Consider the following 18708-nt stretch of genomic DNA (forward strand, 5'->3'; position numbering starts at 1 on the left):
ACCCGTAAGTTTACTTGCGGAACAAAGTCCCGCGCACCGAGTATTCCGTGCGGGTGGATCAGTCAGGGATCGGCGAGGTCACGTACGGACGACACAGGCTCTTTACGAGAGGTCGACCCGCGCCGCGATCGGCAGGTGGTCGCTGCCCGTCTCCGGCAGCGTCCAGGAGGAGACCGGCTCGACGCCCTTGACCATGATCTGGTCGATGCGCGCCATCGGGAACGACGCGGGCCAGCTGAAGCCGAAGCCGTCGCCCGCCGCGCCCTGGGTGGACCGCAGCTGCGAGGTGACCGCGTTCAATGCGCGGTCGTTCATCGTGCCGTTCAGGTCGCCGAGCAGGATGACCTTGCCGATCTTCTCGTCGGCGATGGCCTCGCCGAGGGCGTCGGCGCTGTCGTCGCGCTGGCTTGCGGTGAAGCCCGCGTCGAGCTTCACGCGCACCGAAGGCAGGTGTGCGACGTGGACGGCGACCTCGCCCTTGGGGGTGGTCACGGTCGTGCGCAGCGCGCGGACCCAGCCGAGCTTGATGTCGACGGGCCGGGTGTCGGACAGCGGGTACTTGCTCCAGAGGCCGACGGTGCCCTTGACCGCGTGGTACTTGTACTCGCCCGCGAGCGCCTTCTCGTACACGGGCACGGCGTCCGGCGTGAGCTCCTCCAGGGCGACCACGTCGGCGCCGGAGGCCGCGACGTCCTGGGCGGTGCCCGTCGGGTCGGGGTTGTCCGCGTTCACGTTGTGCGTGGCGACGGTGAGGTCGCCGCCGGTGCCCGACTTGCCGGTGATCAGCCCGCCGAAGGAGTTGGTCCAGATGATCACCGGCAGCAGCAGGGCGATGAGCGCGGTGGCGGACTTGCGGACCACCGCGACGACCAGCAGCACCGGGATGAAGAGGCCGAGCCAGGGCAGGAAGGTCTCGGTCAGCGAGCCGAGGTTGCCCACGTTGTTCGGGATCTGCGCGTGGAAGAGCATCACCAGCGCGAGGAAGATCGCGATCCCCGCCGTGACCAGCCCGCGCCGCCAGATGTCCGGGTCGCCCCGCCAGCCTTCCAGCAGGCGGCGGAACCGGGATCCCGGACGCTCGGGGCCCGAGCCGCCGTCGCCCGTCTCCGTCATATACGCCTGCGCCATGCTCTCGTCGCCTCACTGCCTGCCGTGCCCACCGTCTGTCCCGCCCCTGAAACCCTAGGCGATGATCCGGTGTCGTCCCTGCCGTCCACGACGGCCGTACAGGCACCAGGACGAACGGGGCGCCGCGACGGGTTCCTGATCAGCGGCGGAGAGCTTCCTCTGTGACGAAATGCGCATAACCGCGAGTCAGCGCGCGGCGGGCCGCAGACCTTCGAGTGCGGTGTCGACGATCCGCTCCGCGAGGTGGTCGTCGAGCGGTGCGCCGGGCCGCAGGATCGTGCGCAGCAGCATGGGTCCCACGAACAGGTCGTTGGCCATCTCCAGGTCGATGTCCGGGCGCAGTTCGCCGTCGGCGACGCCCTGCCGCAGCACGTCGAGGATGATGCGGCGGCGGGGCGCGACGACCGTCTCCTGATACGCCTCCGCCAGCTTGGGCAGGGCCTTCATCTGTGCGAAGACGTTGTGCAGCAGGGCCGATGAGCGCATGGTCAGGCCGCGGCGGCGCAGGCTCTCCAGGATGCAGACGAGGTCGTCGCGCATCGAGGTGCCGGGCCGCTCGGGGTCGGGCTCCTCGAAGGCGCGCATGACGTCGACGAAGAGGGCCTCCTTGCCGTCCCAGCGGCGGTAGATGGTGGCCTTGCCGACACCGGCGGTGCGGGCGATCCGCTCTATGGACAGCTCGGTGAGGGAGACGCCGTCCTCCAGGAGCCGCACGACGCCCTCGATGATCGCCTGCTCCACGGCCTCGCTCCTGGGCCGTCCCCGGCCGTTCCTGGCGAGGGGCGTCGCCTTCGCTGCGTCATCGTCGTCCGCGACACGCACGCCCTTGTGGATCACGTCGTCTCTCCCTCTCTCCGCGCCGGCCCCCCGGCCGACCGCCGGGCCGATTCTGCCTCAGGGCCTCAGCGCCCGGCGGCGCCCACCGCCTCGTCCGTTTCCTGCCGCGGTCCCGCGTCCGGCGGCGTCCGTCCCGGCAGGAAGAGGAAGACGACCAGCGCGCCGAGCACGGCGACGCCCGCGCCGCACAGCGCCGTGACGTGCATGGCGTGCAGGAAGGAGTCGTTGGCGGCGGAGACCAGGGGTTCACCCCTGGGGCCGAGCTTCGCCGCGACGCCGAGGGTCGCCTCGATGGACTCGCCCGCGGTGTGCCGCGCCCCTTCGGGCAGCGCGGTCAGCTTGTCCTCGATCCCGTTGCGGTACGCCGTGGAGAGCACGGAGCCGAGGACCGCGATGCCGAGGGCGCCGCCGACCTGCCGGAAGGTGTTGCTCAGCGCGGACGCGGAACCGGCCTTCTCGCGCGGCAGCGCCTGCATGATCACGACGCTGGTGGGCGTCATGACGTGCGCCATGCCGGTGCCCATCAGGAAGAAGACGACTTCCAGGAGCCAGATCGGGGTGTCGGCGTCGAGCAGCGTGAAGGCCGCCAGGGTCGCCGTGAGCAGGAGCAGTCCGCCGGTGCACACGGCCCGGACGCCGAAGCGGTCGACGACCAGGCGGGCGCGCGGCGCGAAGATGAGCTGGGCGACGGCCAGCGGCAGCATCAGCAGGCCGGTCTGCAGCGGCGAGTAGCCCCGCACGCTCTGGGTGTAGAAGACCGAGAAGAAGGTGACGCCCATCAGCGCGAAGAAGACCAGCGCTATGGCGGCGATCGCCGCGGAGAACACCCGGTTCTTGAAGTACGTGATGTCGATGGAGGGATGGTCGCTGCGCTTCTCGTACAGCACGAAGGCGATCAGCACGGCGAGGCCCGCGATGACGGTGCCGAGCACGGCCGGGTCGGTGAAGTCGGCGAGCTGGCCGCCCTTGATGATGCCGTAGACGAGGAGCACCAGGCCGACGACGGAGAGCGCGACGCCGAAGAGGTCGATGCGGCCGGGCGCGGGGTCGCGGGAGTCGGGCACCAGCCAGGCCATCAGGGCCAGGGCGACGATCACGATCGGTACGTTGATGAGGAAGACCGAGCCCCACCAGAAGTGGTCGAGCAGCACGCCGCCCGTGATGGGTCCGATGGCGATGGCGAGGCCGACGCCGCCCGCCCAGATGCCGATGGCCTTGGGCTGTTCCTCGCGCTCGAAGACGTTCATGAGGACGGCGAGGGTGGCGGGCATCACGAAGGCCGCGCCGAGGCCCATCACCGCGCGGAAGGCGATGAGCTGGACGGGCGAGCCCGACATCGCGGCGAGCGCCGATCCGATGCCGAAGACGACGAGGCCGCCGAGCAGGACCTTCTTGCGGCCGAGCCGGTCGCCGAGCAGGCCCGCGGTGAAGAGGAGGCCCGCGAAGACGAGCGTGTAGGCGTTGATCGCCCATTCCAGCTCGCTCTGGGTGGCTCCGAGACCGGTCGGTTCGGGGGTGGAGATCGTCTTGATGGCGACGTTCAGGATCGAGTTGTCGAGTACGACGATCAGCAGGCTGAGCATCAGCACCCCGAGGATCGCCCACCGGCGCCGGTGGACGGCTTCCGGTATGCGGGGCGGGGCGGGCATGGCAGGGGAAGACATGCGAACAGCGTAAATCCATTTCGATACGATACCGTCTCGTATTGGAAATCCTTGCCGAACGGTATAGCCGCGCTTTACCCGGATCGGCATCACAGGCCGCCGCACCAGTGCCTGTCCGGCGGATCAGGGCGCGGGCCGCGGGGCCTGGCACGCCCATCTGCCGCGTTGTCGTCGGTTGCCAACTTCCCCGAGCTCTCGGCTTCGCTCGAGCAGGGGAGACCCCACTGCGTTGCCGCCCTCCTCCGCCTTGCAGCTGGACGCACCAGACCCCGCTCGCCTGCACCGGAAGGTGGCCGCCACCCTCATGCGCCCTGATCCGCCGGACAGGCACTAGCCCCGGACCGGCACGTGGTGCCACCATGGAGGTGATCCGGGGACGCCGTCAGGGCGCCTCGAGATGACAGAAGGAGCCGTTGCGATGACGCAGCTCTCGGCTGCCCAGAAGAGCGCCGACGCCCCGCAGAGCCCCGACAGCAGCAAAGCGCTGTACGGCGGCAAGGGCACCCGGCGCATCACCGTGCGCGACATCACCGCCGCCAAGGAGCGCGGCGAGAAGTGGCCCATGCTGACCGCCTACGACGCGATGACCGCGTCCGTCTTCGACGAGGCGGGCATCCCCGTCATGCTCGTCGGCGACTCGGCGGGCAACTGCCACCTCGGGTACGAGACCACCGTGCCCGTCACCCTCGACGAGATGGCCATGCTGTCCGCCGCGGTCGTACGGGGCACGAGCCGTGCCCTGATCGTCGGCGACCTGCCGTTCGGCTCGTACCAGGAGGGCCCCGTACAGGCGCTCCGGTCGGCGACCCGCCTGGTGAAGGAGGCGGGCGTCGGCGCTGTGAAGCTGGAGGGCGGCGAACGCTCCCTCGCCCAGACCGAGTTGCTGGTCCAGTCGGGCATCCCCGTCATGTCCCACCTCGGCCTGACCCCGCAGTCCGTGAACACCATGGGCTACCGCGTGCAGGGCCGCGGCGACGAGGCCGCCCACCGGCTCCTCAACGACGCCAAGGCCGCGCAGGACGCGGGCGCGTTCGCGGTCGTCCTGGAGCTGGTCCCCGCGGAGCTCGCCGCCGAGGTCACCCGCTCCCTGCACATCCCGACCGTCGGGATCGGCGCGGGCTCCGACTGCGACGCGCAAGTGCTGGTCTGGACGGACATGATGGGCCTGACCGGCGGGAAGATGCCGCGCTTCGTGAAGCAGTACGCGGAGCTGCGGGGCGTCATGGCGGGCGCGGCGAAGGCGTTCGCCGAGGATGTCGTGGGCGGCGCGTTCCCGGCACCCGAGCACGCGGTCCACTGATGACCGCCTGAGTCCACCGCGGCACCACGGCAGCCCGTCGATCTTCCCCCGTCGACGGGCTGCCGCTCTTTCCGCGGGCGGCCGTCCACCGGATGTCGGGGCGCCTGTCGGTGGGATGTCGGTGGTTTGTCGGTGGCCTCTGACATCTTGAGGTCATGAAGCGAATCGACGTGAACCCCGGCGGCGCAGGGAGCGCGGTCACCGTAAGGGGACTGGTCAAGCACTACGGCGAGACCAAAGCACTGGACGGCGTGGACCTCGACGTGCGCGAGGGCACCGTCCTCGGCGTCCTCGGGCCCAACGGCGCGGGCAAGACCACCCTGGTGCGCTGCCTCTCCACCCTCATCACCCCGGACGCGGGCTCGGCCCTCGTCGCCGGGTACGACGTGGTCCGCCAGCCCCGCCAGCTCCGCCGCGTGATCGGCCTCACCGGTCAGTACGCAGCGGTGGACGAGAAGCTCTCGGGCCGCGAGAACCTCTACATGATCGGGCGGCTGCTCGACCTGTCCCGCAAGGAGGCCAGGTCCCGCGCCGACGGTCTCCTTGAGCGGTTCTCGCTCACCGAGGCGGCCAAGCGCCCCGCGAGCACGTACTCCGGCGGCATGCGCCGCCGCCTCGACCTCGCCGCGTCGATGATCGGCAGCCCGTCCGTCCTCTACCTGGACGAGCCGACGACCGGCCTCGACCCCCGCACCCGCAACGAGGTGTGGAGCGAGGTCAAGCGCATGGTCACCGAGGGCGTGACGGTGCTGCTCACCACCCAGTACATGGAGGAGGCCGAGCAGTTGGCCTCCGAGCTGACGGTCATCGACCGCGGCAAGGTCATCGCCAACGGCGGCATCGACGAGCTGAAGGCGAAGGTCGGCGGCCGCACCCTGCGCATCCGCCCGGCCGACCCGCTGGAGCTGAGCCCGCTGGCGAACGCCCTCGACGACCTGGGCCTGACCGGCCTCGCCACCTCGTCGGTCGACGTCGAGACCGGCACGGTCCTCGTCCCGATCCTCAGCGACGAGCAGCTGACCGCCGTCGTCGGCGCGGTCACCGCGCGCGGCATCACGATCGGCTCGATAGGCACCGAACTCCCCAGCCTGGACGAGGTGTTCCTGTCCATCACCGGCCAGAAGGCCAGCGCCCCCCAGGACGCCCGCCCCGCAGAACTCGAGGAGGTCGCCGTATGAGCGCCACCACACTCACGGTCCCCCTCAAGAAGAGCGAGGCGGACGCCCACATCGGTCTGCGCGCCCACGTCCGGCACACCGGCGCGCTGGTCCGCCGCAATCTGCTGTGGATCCGGCAGGACCCGGAGTCGATGTTCGACGCGGTCCTGATGCCGATCGTCTTCACGCTCCTGTTCGTGTACGTCTTCGGCGGCTCCATCGGGCAGGCGCTCGGCGGCGGTCAGGACCAGTACGTGCAGTACGTGGTGCCGGGCATGATGGCGATGCTGAGCATGAACATCGCCATGGCCGTCGGCACCGGCTTCAACCAGGACTTCCAGAACGGCATCATGGACCGGTTCAGGACCCTGCCGATCGGCCAGGGCTCGGTCCTCTTCGCCAAGATCGTGGTGGAGCTGATGCGGCTGCTCATCGCGACGACGATCATGATGATCGTCGGCGTCCTGGTGGGCTTCGACATCACGAACTGGGGCGGCATGTTCGCCGCCGTGGGCCTCTCCGCCCTGTTCGGCACGTCCATCATGTGGATCTTCCTGGTCCTCGGCGTCTCGATGAAGAGCGCCCAGTCCGTGCAGGCGATGGGCTTCCTGGTCCTGATGCCGTTGCAGTTCGGCTCGTCGATCTTCGCGCCGACCAAGTCGATGCCGGGCTGGCTGCAGGGCTTCACCGACTACAACCCGCTCTCCGCCCTCGCGGACTCCGCGCGCGGTCTGATGGTCGGCGGGCCCGTCGCCCACGACCTGTGGGTGACGGTCGGCTGGTCGGTGGCGCTCACGCTGGTGATGGCGCCGATCGCGATCCACAAGTTCCGCACGAAGAACTGATCACCGGGCCGCTTCGGCCCACGCGGTGCACAGGGCGGTGGCCTCCTCCAGAGTGAGGCCGCCGCCCTTCGCGTACGCCGCTTCGTACGCGTCGTCCCCGAGCACGGCGCGGGACCGCAGCTCCGCCGCCGCGCGGATCTCCCGCTCCATCGTGTTCGCGAAGTGCCCGGGTGGCAGTTCCCGGTCCGAGAGCGCGAGCAGCCGCGCGGCGTCGTACGCGCGATCCCCCTCGCCGTACCCGGCCGCCGCCATGGCGACGACGGACAGATGGACGGAGGCCATCTGCGGGGCGACGATCCGCGACAACGGGTCGAGGGCCTTCTCGAAGGCCCCGCACGCCCCCACGAGGCTCTCGGCGTGCCGCCCGTCCAGCGCGTCCAGCCAGGCGGTGATGCCGAGCACGGAGCTGTCGAAGATCGCGTATCCGATGCCGTTGAACTCCTCGCGCAACCGCCGCAGTTGCTCGCGCGCCTCGTCGAGGCGGCGGATGCGGCCCAGCGCCAGGGCGAGGAAGAGCCGGGCGGCGGGCATCGCGTCGCCCGCACCGTGCCGTCCGGGGTTCTCGAGGACCTCCCGCAGCAGCGCTTCCCCCCTGTCGAAGAGGTCCCGCTGCGCCGGGGAGTCCGTCAGGATCGAGCCGAGCCGGGCCTTGAGCAGGGCCACCTGGCTCTGGGCGCCGAGCTTTTCGGCGTACCCAACCGCGGCCTCGTAGTCCTCCATGGCCGCCGCGAACTCGCCGCGCCGCTCGTGCGATTCGCCCCGTGCGGCAAGCGCCTCGGCGATGCCCCAGACGTCACCGAGCCGCCGGAACCCCTGCAGCGCCTCGTCCGCGTCGCGGATGGCGTCGCCCGCCCAGTCGGTGCGGTTGGCGAGGATGTTGGCCCGGGTCTGGAGGGCGGCGGCGAGCTCCCAGTCGTACCCGAGGGCGCGGCAGGTGTCGACCGTCTCGGCGAGGGTGGTCCGCAGCTCCTCCATGCCGCCGCCGAGCAGCACGGCGAAGAACCAGAGGTTGCCGGGGGTCCGGCAGGTCTGCGGGAGGCCGGGGCGGTACGCACGCCTGATGCCCTCCAACTTCGTCGCCGACGCGGGCGACTGCCAGTCCACCATGTCCATCTCCATGCAGGAGAGGAGGAGCAGATGCACCTCGCGGCGGGCCTCCACGAGCATCTCGGGGCTCATCGGCGGGGGCGCGTCCGTGCACGACTCGTACAGCGGGGGTGCGGGAGCGACGGGCGGGGCGAAGGGGTCGGGGCCGAGGGCCGTGATGTCGCGGGACCAGTTGCGGGTCTCCACGCGCAGACCGCGGATCTGCCAGTACCAGGAGAGGGACAGGACGAGGCAGAGCGCCTCCTGCTCGTCCTGTGCGGCGACCGCGTGCCGCAGGGCGGTGCGCAGGTTCTCGTACTCGGTCTCCAGCCGCTCCACGGCGGCGTGCTGCCCGTGGCCGCGCAGCTGGGGGTCGGTGGTCCTGGCGAGCTCGCGGTAGTGCACGAGGTGCGCCCGCTCGGCGGCGGCCCGGCCGCCCGTCTCGTCGAGCCGCTCGCCCGCGTACTCCGCGACGGTCTCCAGGAGCCGGTAGCGCATGCCGCCGTCGGACAGCGGCGAAGGTGCGGCGACGACGAGGGACTTGTCGACGAGCGACCCGAGCAGGTCCGCGACGTCGTGCAGGCCGCCCACTTCCGCGCACACCTCCTCCGCCGCGGTCAGATCACAGCCGCCCGCGAAGACGGAGAGCCGGCGCAGGACCGCCCGCTCGGCCTCGTCCAGGAGGTCCCAGGACCAGTCGACGACGGCCCGCAGGGTCTGCTGGCGGGGCAGGACCGTGCGGGCGCCGCTGGTGAGCAGCCGGAAGCGGTCGTCGAGGCGGTCGGCGATCTGGCGCGGGGTGAGCATCCGCAGGCGGGCCGCGGCGAGTTCGATGGCGAGCGGCAGGCCGTCGAGGCGGCGGCAGATCTCGGCGGCGGCGGCCGGGTCCCCCTCGACGGTGAACCCCGGCTGTGCGGCGGCGCCGCGCTCGGCGAAAAGACGCAGCGCGACCGGCTCGGGCAGCGGCTCGACGGGTCGCAGCAACTCGCCCGGTACGCCGAGGGGTTCGCGGCTCGTGGCGAGCACCGTCACCCCCGGGCAGCGGGCGAGGAGCTCGTCGGCGAGGTGGGCGGCGGCCTCGACGACGTGCTCGCAGTTGTCGAGGACGATCAGCATGCGGCGCGCGCCGCAGTGCTCGACGAGCCGGGCCGCCGGGTCCTCACCGTGCCGCTCCGACATGGCCCGCATCTCCTCGGCGCCCGCGCCGCGCAGCACGGTCTCGCGGGCGCCGAGTGCGGTGAGGACGGCGGCGGGGACGTCCGCGGGGTCCTCGACCGGCGCGAGCTCGGCCAGCCACACGCCGTCCGGGAGGCCCCCGGCGACGGCCTCTGCGGCCTCCTGCGAGAGCCGCGTCTTCCCGGCGCCGCCGGGTCCGAGCAGCGTCACCAGGCGCGCCTTCGCCAGGTCGTCCCGCAGCGCGTCGATGTCGGCCTCGCGCCCGACGAAGGAGGTGAGCCGGGCACGGAGGTTTCCCGGCGCGCGCTCCCGCGCGGGGGCGGCGGGCGGCTCCCGCAGCAACTCCTCGTGCAGGGCGCGGAGTTCGGGCCCCGGGTCGGCGCCGAGCCGGTCCGCGATGCCGCGCCGCACCCCTTCGTACGTGGCGAGGGCCTCCGCGGCGCGGCCCGTGGCGCGCAGCGCGCGCAGCCGCAGGGCCTGCAGCGGTTCGTCCAGGGGGTGGGCGGCGCACAGCTCGGCGAGCTCGGGCAGCACCCGCTCGCCGTCCCCCAGGGCGAGGGCCGCGGCCATCCCGGCGCGCCGGGCGTCGAGGTGGCGGGCCCGCCAGCGGGCGGCGTCCGCGGTGCGTTCCGGGAGGTCGGCGAGGGGCTCGCCGGTCCACAGGGCGAGCGCGTCGTCCAGGGCCTCGGCCGCCTTCACCGGGTCGCCGGCCGCGAGGGCGCGGGTGCCCTCGCCCACCAGTCGGTCGAAGAGGAACACGTCCACCTCGTCGGGGTGCGCCCGGAGCCGGTATCCCCCGTCCGCCGAGGCGACGGCGTCCGCGCCGATGACCCGGCGCAGGCGCCCCACCAGTGCCTGCAGCGCACCGCTCGCGTCCGCGGGCGGCTCGCCCGCCCACACGTCGTCGACCAGTGCCTGGGCGGGGACCGGGCGGCCGGGGTGCAAGGCGAGCGCCGTCAGGAGGGCACGCAGACGTGCGCCGCCGACGGCAACGGGACTTCCATCGGGGCGAGCGGCTCGGGCCGCCCCCAGAACGCAATATCGCACTGTCTCATTCTCCCCCGCTCAGCACACGCCCGACGGCCCCGCACCCACCGACGAACGCCGGGCGCACACCGCCCGGGACGCCATCGTCGCCCATCTCACCGCACCTCCAGCGACACCAGCACCCCCGTCTCCTCCCACCGGAGCGCCGCCCCCGCCGCCGCCCTCCCCACCCGCTCGAACCACTTCGGGCACGCGTCCACCGCCCGCAGCCGCCGCTTCCCCGGCACCGCGCCGTCCGCAACGAAGCCCTGGCCGACCACCTGGATGCCCCGCACCACCCCCACCGTCGGCGGCCACTTCCCCCCGTGCCGCTCCACCGAGAGCAGCCCCGTCAACAGCGCCCGCGGGGGCCACCCCCCGTCCCCCTGCCACGGCACCGTCACCCCGCCCGAGCACACCACGGGCCCGCCCCCCGCCGACTCCACCGGCCCCTCGATGTCGCTGAGTTCCGCCGCCCACTCGGGCCCCCGCACGGCCGGGTCGACCAGGAGCTGCCACGTCATCTCCTCGCCCACGCGGAACGGCTTTCCGCAGCACTCCATCTGCCAGTCCTGGTACATCACGTTCCACAGCGTCATGTCTCCACCCTCCCCGGAACTCGGTGGCGCGTGCGAGACGTTTTCGCTTCGAGCCCTCAAGCGCGGGGTACGGTCGGCACGCCCGGCCGCCGCACGGCCGACCGCCGCCGCCAGATCCCAGGAGAGCCCCGCCCCATGACCAGCACCCCCATCCGCCGCAGCGACCGGCGGATCAGCCCCGTCTTCCTGGGGATCGCCGCCGTCACGGCGGTCTCCGGCTGGGCCGCCTGGACCGGTTTCGCCGACAACCCGGGGCTCGCCGTCTTCCTCTTCGTGACGGCCGCCTGGATCGTCTCCCTCTGTCTGCACGAGTACGCGCACGCGCGCACCGCCCTGCACAGCGGCGACATCTCCATCGGCGCGAAGGGCTATCTGACCCTCAACCCGCTGAAGTACACGCATGCGCTGCTCAGCATCGTGCTGCCCGTGCTGTTCGTGATCATGGGCGGCATCGGCCTGCCCGGCGGCGCCGTCTTCATCGAGCGGGGCCGCATCCGGGGCCGCTGGCGGCACAGCCTGATCTCGGCGGCGGGCCCGCTGACCAACGTGCTCTTCGCCGTCGTCTGCACGGCGCCGTTCTGGCTGGACGCCCTGGACGGCGTCCCCGACACGTTCCGGTACGCGCTCGGTTTCCTCGCCCTGCTCCAGGTGACCGCCGCGATCCTGAACTTCCTGCCCATCCCGGGCCTGGACGGGTACGGCGTCATCGAACCCTGGCTTTCGCACAAGATCCGCCGCCAGGTGGAGCCGTTCGCGCCGTTCGGACTGATCGCCGTCTTCGTCATCTTGTGGATCCCGGAGGTCAACCGCGCCTTCTTCGACGCGATCGACGCGATCCTGCGCGCCCTCGGCGTCACCGAATGGGACACCTACTGGGGCCACGAGCTGTACCGCTTCTGGGAGGGGTCCCAGGAGATCCCCGGCAGCTGACCGGGGCCGACGGGGGCGGACGGGTTACGAAGCGGACGCCTCGGGGCGGCCCGCGGCCCGCTGCGCGTCCCGCTGCACCTTGGCCCGCCGCAGGTAGAACCAGGCCATGTTCGACGAGAGCCCGGCGAGCAGCACCCACACGATGCCGAGCCAGCTGCCCTGCATGAAGGAGATCACGGCCGCGGCGACGGCGAGGGCGCAGACGACGAGGGCGTACACGGCGAGGCGGGGCATGGGGGTCGGCTCCTGTCGACTGAAGCGTGCGGACGTACGCATCCAGTGTCCCTCATACCCACCCCCGCCCCCGCCCGCCCTACACGTCGGTGACCCGCAGCCCCGCGTGCGCCTTGTAGCGCCGGTTCACGGAGATCAGGTTGGCGACCAGTGACTCGACCTGGTGGGCGTTGCGCAGCCGGCCCGCGAAGACGCCGCGCATGCCGGGGATGCGGGCGGCGAGGGCCTGGATCACGTCGGTGTCGGCGCGGCTCTCGCCGAGCACCATCACATCGGTGTCGATCTCCTCGATGGCCGGGTCCTGGAGCAGCACGGCCGACAGGTGGTGGAAGGCGGCGGTGACGCGGGAGTCGGGGAGCAGCGCGGCGGCCTGCTCGGCGGCGCTGCCCTCTTCGGGCTTGAGGGCGTACGCGCCCTTCTTGTCAAAGCCGAGCGGGTTCACGCAGTCGACGACGAGCTTGCCGCTCAGCTCTTCGCGCAGCGATTCGAGGGTCTTGGCGTGGCCGTCCCACGGCACGGCGACGATCACGATGTCGCTGCGCCGCGCGCACTCCGCGTTGTCCGCGCCCTCGACGCCGAGGCCGAGCTCGTCGGCGGCGGTCTGCGCGCGCTCGGCGGCGCGGGAGCCGATGATCACCTTCTGGCCCGCGCGGGCCAGGCGGTAGGCGAGCCCCCGCCCCTGGTCGCCGGTGCCGCCGAGCACGCCGACGACGAGCCCGGACACGTCGGGCAGCTCCCAGGGGTCCTTGGCGGGGGCCTTCTGCACACTGTCGGTAGAGGTCATACGGCGACCTTACTCAGCCGTACGGGATGTTCGGACATCCGTGCGTCATGCCAGTTCCGCCACCGGTATCCGCCGGAAGGAAATCGTCTCGTACGCGCTGAAGTCCCCGGTCTCGTAGAGCAGTCCGACGGTGTCCGCGTCGAGGCGCACGAGGTCGGAGTACGCGGCCGGGAGCCCGTCGACGGTGTGGGCGGCCTGCCAGGTCGTGCCGCCGTCGGTGGAGCGGCGCACGGTCATCAGGGCGCGGAAGCCGGGGTCGGCGGGGCCGGAGAAGAGCAGCACGTCGGGGTCGCGCAGCTGCAGGACGCTGCCCTCCACCACGGGGCCGGTGAGCCCGGCCTGCGGGCGGAAGGGTTTGGCCAGGCTGCGGCCGCCGTCGTGCGAGTGGGCGTCGCCGCGGGTGCCGGGGGCCGGGGAGTCGTTGCGGGTGTTGAAGTAGACGCGGCCGTCGGGGAGTTCGGCGGCGGCGGTCTCGTTCACGTTGATGTAGCCGTTGGTGTTGTCGTCGATGTAGCCGATGCGCCAGGTCGCGCCCGCGTCGTCGCTGAGCAGGCAGTGCCCGCCGTTGTACTTCCCCTCGGTGCCGTTGTCCGTCCCTGCGGGCGGCAGGGAGTGGTTGGCGGGGACCAGCACCCGCCCCGTGGTCAGCTGCAGGGCGTGCCCGGGTGTCGTGGCGTACCACCGCCAGTTCGCCCTCTTCACCTGGCCGGTGATCTCGCGCGGCGCGGTCCAGGTGAGGCCGTCGTCGTCGCTGCGCTGCACCCAGACGCGGCGTCCTGCCGCCGCGGAGACCTGGCCGCGGCGGATGGCCTCCTCGGTGGCCGCGGCGGCGTTCCTGACCTGGACGAGGAGGAGGCGTCCGGTGTCGAGGACGACGGGGGCGGGGTTGCCCGCGAGGTCGGCGCCGTTCTTGCCGACGATCTGGAGCGGGCCCCAGGTGCGGCCGCCGTCGGCGGACCGCTTGAGGACGATGTCGATGTTGCCGAAGTCGTCCTGGGAACCGACGCGGCCCTCGCAGAAGGCGAGGACGGTACCGGCGGCGCTGATGACGACGGCGGGGATGCGGAAGCTCGCATATCCCTCGCGGCCCGCGCGGAAGGGAACAGATGTCTCAGCAGTCATCCCCCGCCCTTCCCCTGCGCGAGGGAAATCCCCGTGAACGCCCGGTGACGAGTGTCCTGTTGCTGGAGGATGCGACGCCATGGATGCCGTACGGGTCGCGCTGCTGCGCGAAGTGCTCGCCGGAACGGAGTGGCTGGGAGCCACCCGCCGTTTCGCGGGGACGCTGAGGACCTCCGTCGTGCCGCACGGCGGCGGGCTGCTGCTCGTGGGCACGGCGGCCTACGAGCCGTGGCACCTGGCCGCGCACCTCGTCGACGAGGCGGCCTGGTCGGGCACGCCGGAGCTGACCCCGACGCTCGTGCGGCACCGGGTTCTCGCCACGGACCCGGCGCACCTGTCGACGGGCCTCGGCCGGATCGAGGCGGCGCGGCGCGGCGAGACGCTGCTCGTCGTGGCGCCGGACGCGCCGGACGCGGAGCTGCTCACGCGGGTGCACGACGCGCGGCGGGCCGGTGCGACGGTGCTCGCGCTCGACTCGGGCGACCGGGACCTGGCCTCCCTCTCGCACGAGGCGCTCGCCGTGCCCGAGACCCCCGACCTGGACCTGGACACGGTCCAGCACCTGGTGAGCGCGGCGGCCGGGGAGAACGCGCTGCCCGAGGCGCGGGGCCGCAGACGGCTGCGCGACCGGCTGTCGCGGCTCGCCGACCAGCTGACGTCACCGCCGCCGACGCGGTGGTGAGACGGCGGTGGCACGCTGGTGAGCCGAAATTCAGTTGCCCACCGCACCGGTCTGAGCTGAGCATGACGTTTCGTGCCTCTCTCCGCGATACTGCCCGATCTCTCCCCCTGGCGATCCACCCGCGACTTCCGGTTGCTGTGGGTCCAGGGCCTCGTCACGTACTTCGGCAGTTTCATGGCGATGGTCGCGCTGCCGCTGCAGATCAAGGAGCTGACGGACTCGCCGGTCGCGGTCGGCGCGATGGGCGCGGTCGAGCTGGTGCCGCTGATCGTCTTCGGGCTCTACGGCGGCGCGCTCGCCGATGCCGTGGACCGGCGCAAGGTGATCCTCCTGACCGAGGCGGCACTGGGGCTGCTCGCCGTCATCCTGCTCGTGAACGCGCTGCTGCCCGAGCCGCTGCTGTGGCCGCTGTACGTCGTCGCGGCGGGCGTCTCCGCACTGGCCGGGCTGCAACGCCCCGCCCTGGACTCACTGATGGCGCGGATCGTGCCGCACGACCAGCTGACGGCGGCCGCCGCGCTGAACTCGCTGCGGTGGAACGTGGGGGCCATCGCGGGCCCCTCGCTCGCGGGCCTGGTCGTCGCGTACGCCGGGCACGCGTCCGCGTACGGGGTCACGATCGCCTGCTTCGCGGTGTCCGTGCTCCTGTGCACCCGCCTCTCCCCCGCGCCCGCCGCGCACGACGCGGAGAAGCCGTCGCTGAAGGGCCTCGCGGAGGGCGCGCGGTACGCGTGGTCGCGGCCGGTGCTGCTCGGCACGTACGCGATCGACATGGCGGCGATGTTCTTCGCCTTCCCGAACACGATCTTCCCGTTCCTCGCGGACGACCTGGACGCGGAGTGGGCGCTCGGCCTGATGTACGCGGCGGGCGCGGTCGGCTCGCTGCTGTTCAGCCTCACCAGCGGGTGGACCTCGCGGGTGCGGCGGCACGGGCTGCTCGTGGTGTTCGGGGCGGCGGGCTGGGGTCTCGCGATCACCGCGGCGGGCTGGCTCTCGAACATCTGGGTGGTGCTCGGCTGCCTCGCGGTCGCGGGCGCCGGGGACATGGCGAGCGGGCTCGGCCGCTCCACGATCTGGAACCAGACCATCCCGGACGAGCTGCGGGGGCGGCTCGCCGGGATCGAGGTCCTCTCGTACAGCGTCGGCCCGCAGCTCGGCCAGGTCCGCGCGGGCGCGGCGGCGGGCTGGACCGGCACCCGGCCCGCCATCTGGTCGGGCGGCCTGGCCTGCGTGGCCTCGGTCGGCATCCTGGCGGCGGTGCTGCCGCGGCTCATCTCGTACGACGCGACGACCGACCCGGACGCGAAGCTGCGCCGGGAGCGGACCGCGGAGCGGGCGGCCGCGCTCTGACCCGGGCCGCTCCTCGCCTCGCCTACTCGTCCTCGCCCCGGGCGCCCTTGTCGTGCCACTTGGGGTCGGTCTCCCACTCCAGGTTGCGCTCCGCGGCGGTCTGCATCGCGTGCTGCGCCTCCTCGCGCGAGCCGTAAGGGCCCATGCGGTCCTTGCCGGGGCAGTCCGGGCCCTCCTCGACCTTGTGGTGCTCCAGGCAGTAGAACCACTCGCCCGGCCTGCCGACCGTCCGCTTCTTGAACAGCGCCATGCCCCGCTCCTTCCGTCCCCGATCGGGTACCGCTCTTGAGGCCATGCTGCCCCACGACGGCTGGCTAGACTCGCTGGCATGTCTGGCCAGTCACTGCTCGTTCCGGGGGAGCTCTCTCCCCACCGTTCCGTCCCCGGCAACATCCGGCGCCCGGAGTACGTGGGGAAACCCGCGCCGACCCCGTACTCGGGACCCGAGGTGCAGACCCCCGAGACCATCGAGCTGATGCGTACCGCGGGCCGCATCGCCGCCCGCGCCATGGAAGAGGCCGCGAAGCACATCGCGCCGGGCGTGACCACCGATGAGCTGGACCGCGTCGCGCACGAGTACATGTGCGACCACGGCGCCTACCCCTCGACGCTGGGCTACCGCGGCTTCCCGAAGTCACTGTGCAGCTCGGTCAACGAGGTCATCTGTCACGGGATCCCGGACTCGACCGTCCTGAACGACGGCGACATCGTCAACCTCGACGTGACGGCCTACCTCGGCGGCGTGCACGGCGACAACAACGCCACCTACCTCGTCGGCGACGTCGACGAGGAGTCGAAGCTGCTCGTCGAGCGGACCCGCGAGTCCCTCGACCGCGCCATCAAGGCCGTCAAGCCCGGCCGCCAGATCAACATCATCGGCCGGGTCATCGAGTCGTACGCCAAGCGCTTCGGCTACGGCGTGGTGCGCGACTTCACCGGCCACGGCATCAACACGTCCTTCCACTCCGGCCTGATCGTGCCGCACTACGACAGCCCGCACGCCACGACCGTCATCCAGCCCGGCATGACGTTCACGATCGAGCCGATGCTGACGCTCGGCACGCACGAGTACGACATGTGGGAGGACGGCTGGACCGTCGTCACCAAGGACAGGAAGCGGACCGCCCAGTTCGAGCACACGCTGGTGGTGACGGACACGGGGACGGAGATCCTCACGCTGCCCTGAGGAAGATCAGGATCGGGAGGTTCCGAGGGGCGTGGGCGGGTAACTCTTTTACCGACAGGGTGTCGGGAACTGGTTGACTTAGGTAAGCCTAACTTGCATGATCTGCAGGGGTCGCACTGGTTCCCGCCATTCCGTCAGCCCTCGGCTCCCCTGGAGGCACCGCATGGTCACGCCGCTCACGCCTTTCTCGACGGTCATCCGCACCGCGTCGCACGAACAGCACACGGAGGCGGAGACCTCGACGTTCATGAGCGACCTCCTCGGCGGCAGGCTCGGCGTCGACGCGTACACGCGGTACACGGAACAGCTCTGGTTCGTGTACCGCGCCCTGGAGGACGGCGCCCAGGCCCTGCGCGACGACCCCGTCGCCGGGCCGTTCATACAGCCCGAGCTGGCCCGCGTGGGCGAGCTTGAGCGCGACCTCACGCACCTGCGCGGCGCGGACTGGCGCGAGGACGTCACCCCGCTGCCCGCCACGGCGGCGTACGCGGCCCGGGTCGAGGAATGCGCCCGCACCTGGCCCGGTGGTTACGTCGCCCACCACTACACGCGCTATCTCGGCGACCTCTCCGGCGGCCAGATCATCCGCGGCAAGGCCGAGCAGACCTGGGGCTTCGCCCGCAAGGGCGACGGCGTGCGGTTCTACGTCTTCGAGGGCATCACCAACCCGGCCGCGTTCAAGCGGAGTTACCGCGAGCTGCTCGACGGGATCGACTCGGTGGTCACCGACGACCTGGAGAAGAAGCGGATCGTCGACGAGTGCAAGCGCGCTTTCGCTCTGAACACGGCGGTGTTCCGTGAGCTCGGGGAAGAGTTCCCGCTGACCGCCTGACGGGGTGCCGACTCGGGGGTGCCGCCTCCTTCGCCCCCCGGACCCCCGCTCCTCAAACTCCCCCGGACTCCGCCCGGGGGGACCCCCAGGGGCCGCATTCCGCGAGCCTTGCTCGGCCGCCCACCTCGATCACCCCGGCAGGCCCCGGTGCCGTCAGGATCTGCGAGCCGCGCCCTTGCCTGATGTTGAGGGCGCGGCCCAGTGCGTGCGTGAGCAGGAGCGCCGCCGCGCCCGTCGCCTCGTCCTCGTCGATGCCGTCGTCCCGCCCGGGAAAGCCCCTGGCGCGCACGCGCCCCGCCGCCTCGTCGTCCCACGCCCAGGCATAGATCCACTCGCCGGACGGCGGCACGTCGAGCGCCTCGACCTCCGCCACCGTCCCGTACCGCCGCAGCGTCCTCGGCGGCGCCCACTCGGCCCGCGCCGCGATCCAGGTGAACTCGCCGTCCTGGCGGGCCTCCACCACCCCCGCGGGCGTGACCAGTTCGGGCACGTCGAGGAGCCAGGACGTGCCGACGCAGGGGTGGCCCGCGAAGGGCAGCCGCAGGGTGGGCGTGTAGATGTCGATGACGCCGCGCTCGGGGTCGTCGACGAAGACCGTCTCGCTGTAGCCGAGCTTCGCGGCCAGCGCCTGGCGGTCCGCGCGGACGCAGATGCGGGCCCCGTCGCGCACGACACCGAGTTCGTTGCCGTGCCGACCGTCGGGCCCGCAGAAGACGCGTACTACGTCGAGCGTTTCAAGTGCGTCGCTTATGTCGAGTGGTTCCGTCACC

At 71.9% G+C, this 18708-nt stretch carries 18 protein-coding genes; 8 read left to right on the forward strand and 10 right to left on the reverse strand.

Annotated elements, in window-relative coordinates; all coding sequences use genetic code 11:
• Window positions 1-102 precede the first annotated feature (102 nt).
• The 3 genes from AC068B_RS01380 to AC068B_RS01390 form a co-directional block, all read right to left on the reverse strand.
• Window positions 103-1128 carry an endonuclease/exonuclease/phosphatase family protein gene (locus AC068B_RS01380; protein WP_478668221.1) on the reverse strand — a complete coding sequence of 342 codons (1026 nt, stop codon included), beginning with the start codon at window positions 1126-1128 and terminating at the stop codon, window positions 103-105.
• Window positions 1129-1314: 186 nt separating this feature from the next.
• Window positions 1315-1950, reverse strand: a complete 636-nt coding sequence (locus tag AC068B_RS01385) for a TetR/AcrR family transcriptional regulator (protein ID WP_478669204.1) — start codon at window positions 1948-1950, stop codon at window positions 1315-1317.
• Window positions 1951-2030: 80 nt separating this feature from the next.
• Entirely contained in the window at window positions 2031-3629 is a 1599-nt protein-coding gene (locus AC068B_RS01390) for an MFS transporter (protein WP_478668223.1), read from the reverse strand.
• A 418-nt stretch (window positions 3630-4047) separates the two neighbouring features.
• Here AC068B_RS01390 and panB point away from each other — a divergent pair, with 418 nt between their 5' ends.
• The 3 genes from panB to AC068B_RS01405 all read left to right on the forward strand — a co-directional run bounded on the left by panB (window position 4048) and on the right by AC068B_RS01405 (window position 6931).
• Window positions 4048-4929, forward strand: coding sequence for a 3-methyl-2-oxobutanoate hydroxymethyltransferase (gene panB / locus AC068B_RS01395; RefSeq protein ID WP_478668224.1), 882 nt, complete (start codon window positions 4048-4050; stop codon window positions 4927-4929).
• Window positions 4930-5084: 155 nt separating this feature from the next.
• Window positions 5085-6107 (forward strand): ATP-binding cassette domain-containing protein, encoded by a 1023-nt coding sequence (locus tag AC068B_RS01400; protein ID WP_478668226.1) that lies wholly within the window; start codon window positions 5085-5087, stop codon window positions 6105-6107.
• Window positions 6104-6931, forward strand: a complete 828-nt coding sequence (locus tag AC068B_RS01405) for an ABC transporter permease (protein WP_478668228.1) — start codon at window positions 6104-6106, stop codon at window positions 6929-6931. The genes AC068B_RS01400 and AC068B_RS01405 overlap by 4 nt, the downstream gene beginning before the upstream one ends.
• Here AC068B_RS01405 and AC068B_RS01410 read toward each other — a convergent pair whose 3' ends face one another.
• Together AC068B_RS01410 and AC068B_RS01415 are read right to left on the reverse strand one after the other, a co-directional pair.
• Window positions 6932-10240 (reverse strand): AfsR/SARP family transcriptional regulator, encoded by a 3309-nt coding sequence (locus AC068B_RS01410; protein WP_478668230.1) that lies wholly within the window; start codon window positions 10238-10240, stop codon window positions 6932-6934. It abuts the gene before it with no gap.
• A 95-nt stretch (window positions 10241-10335) separates the two neighbouring features.
• Complete coding sequence (locus tag AC068B_RS01415) at window positions 10336-10818, reverse strand: DUF6578 domain-containing protein (RefSeq protein WP_478668232.1); 483 nt, start codon at window positions 10816-10818, stop codon at window positions 10336-10338.
• A gap of 135 nt (window positions 10819-10953) precedes the next feature.
• Between AC068B_RS01415 and AC068B_RS01420 the strand changes: the two genes are divergently transcribed.
• Window positions 10954-11748 carry a site-2 protease family protein gene (locus tag AC068B_RS01420; protein ID WP_478668233.1) on the forward strand — a complete coding sequence of 265 codons (795 nt, stop codon included), beginning with the start codon at window positions 10954-10956 and terminating at the stop codon, window positions 11746-11748.
• A 24-nt stretch (window positions 11749-11772) separates the two neighbouring features.
• Here the strand turns inward: AC068B_RS01420 and AC068B_RS01425 are convergent, their stop codons facing one another.
• From AC068B_RS01425 to AC068B_RS01435, 3 genes are all read right to left on the reverse strand, one after another.
• Window positions 11773-11982 (reverse strand): hypothetical protein, encoded by a 210-nt coding sequence (locus AC068B_RS01425; protein ID WP_468559821.1) that lies wholly within the window; start codon window positions 11980-11982, stop codon window positions 11773-11775.
• Window positions 11983-12061: 79 nt separating this feature from the next.
• On the reverse strand, window positions 12062-12766 hold the full coding sequence (npdG, locus tag AC068B_RS01430; RefSeq protein WP_356266454.1) for an NADPH-dependent F420 reductase: 705 nt from the start codon (window positions 12764-12766) through the stop codon (window positions 12062-12064).
• 45 nt (window positions 12767-12811) lie between these two features.
• Window positions 12812-13888, reverse strand: coding sequence for a sialidase family protein (locus AC068B_RS01435; RefSeq protein ID WP_478668235.1), 1077 nt, complete (start codon window positions 13886-13888; stop codon window positions 12812-12814).
• A 79-nt stretch (window positions 13889-13967) separates the two neighbouring features.
• On the opposite strand from AC068B_RS01435, the gene AC068B_RS01440 reads away from it, so the two are divergent.
• Both AC068B_RS01440 and AC068B_RS01445 read left to right on the forward strand, forming a co-directional pair.
• Window positions 13968-14570, forward strand: a complete 603-nt coding sequence (locus tag AC068B_RS01440; RefSeq protein WP_359347467.1) for a hypothetical protein — start codon at window positions 13968-13970, stop codon at window positions 14568-14570.
• 72 nt (window positions 14571-14642) lie between these two features.
• Entirely contained in the window at window positions 14643-15920 is a 1278-nt protein-coding gene (locus AC068B_RS01445; protein ID WP_478668236.1) for an MFS transporter, read from the forward strand.
• A gap of 22 nt (window positions 15921-15942) precedes the next feature.
• Here AC068B_RS01445 and AC068B_RS01450 read toward each other — a convergent pair whose 3' ends face one another.
• Window positions 15943-16170, reverse strand: a complete 228-nt coding sequence (locus tag AC068B_RS01450; protein ID WP_478668238.1) for a hypothetical protein — start codon at window positions 16168-16170, stop codon at window positions 15943-15945.
• Between the two features lie 78 nt (window positions 16171-16248).
• On the opposite strand from AC068B_RS01450, the gene map reads away from it, so the two are divergent.
• Together map and AC068B_RS01460 are read left to right on the forward strand one after the other, a co-directional pair.
• Window positions 16249-17106, forward strand: a complete 858-nt coding sequence (gene map / locus AC068B_RS01455) for a type I methionyl aminopeptidase (protein ID WP_478668240.1) — start codon at window positions 16249-16251, stop codon at window positions 17104-17106.
• A 163-nt stretch (window positions 17107-17269) separates the two neighbouring features.
• A complete protein-coding gene (locus tag AC068B_RS01460; RefSeq protein ID WP_478668241.1) occupies window positions 17270-17938 on the forward strand; it encodes a biliverdin-producing heme oxygenase in 669 nt (222 codons plus the stop codon).
• Window positions 17939-17990: 52 nt separating this feature from the next.
• On the opposite strand, the gene AC068B_RS01465 is transcribed toward AC068B_RS01460, so the two are convergent.
• Entirely contained in the window at window positions 17991-18707 is a 717-nt protein-coding gene (locus tag AC068B_RS01465; protein ID WP_478668243.1) for a PhzF family phenazine biosynthesis protein, read from the reverse strand.
• Between the last annotated feature and the right edge of the window lies 1 nt (window position 18708).

This window comes from Streptomyces sp. NPDC042371, from assembly GCF_056437465.1.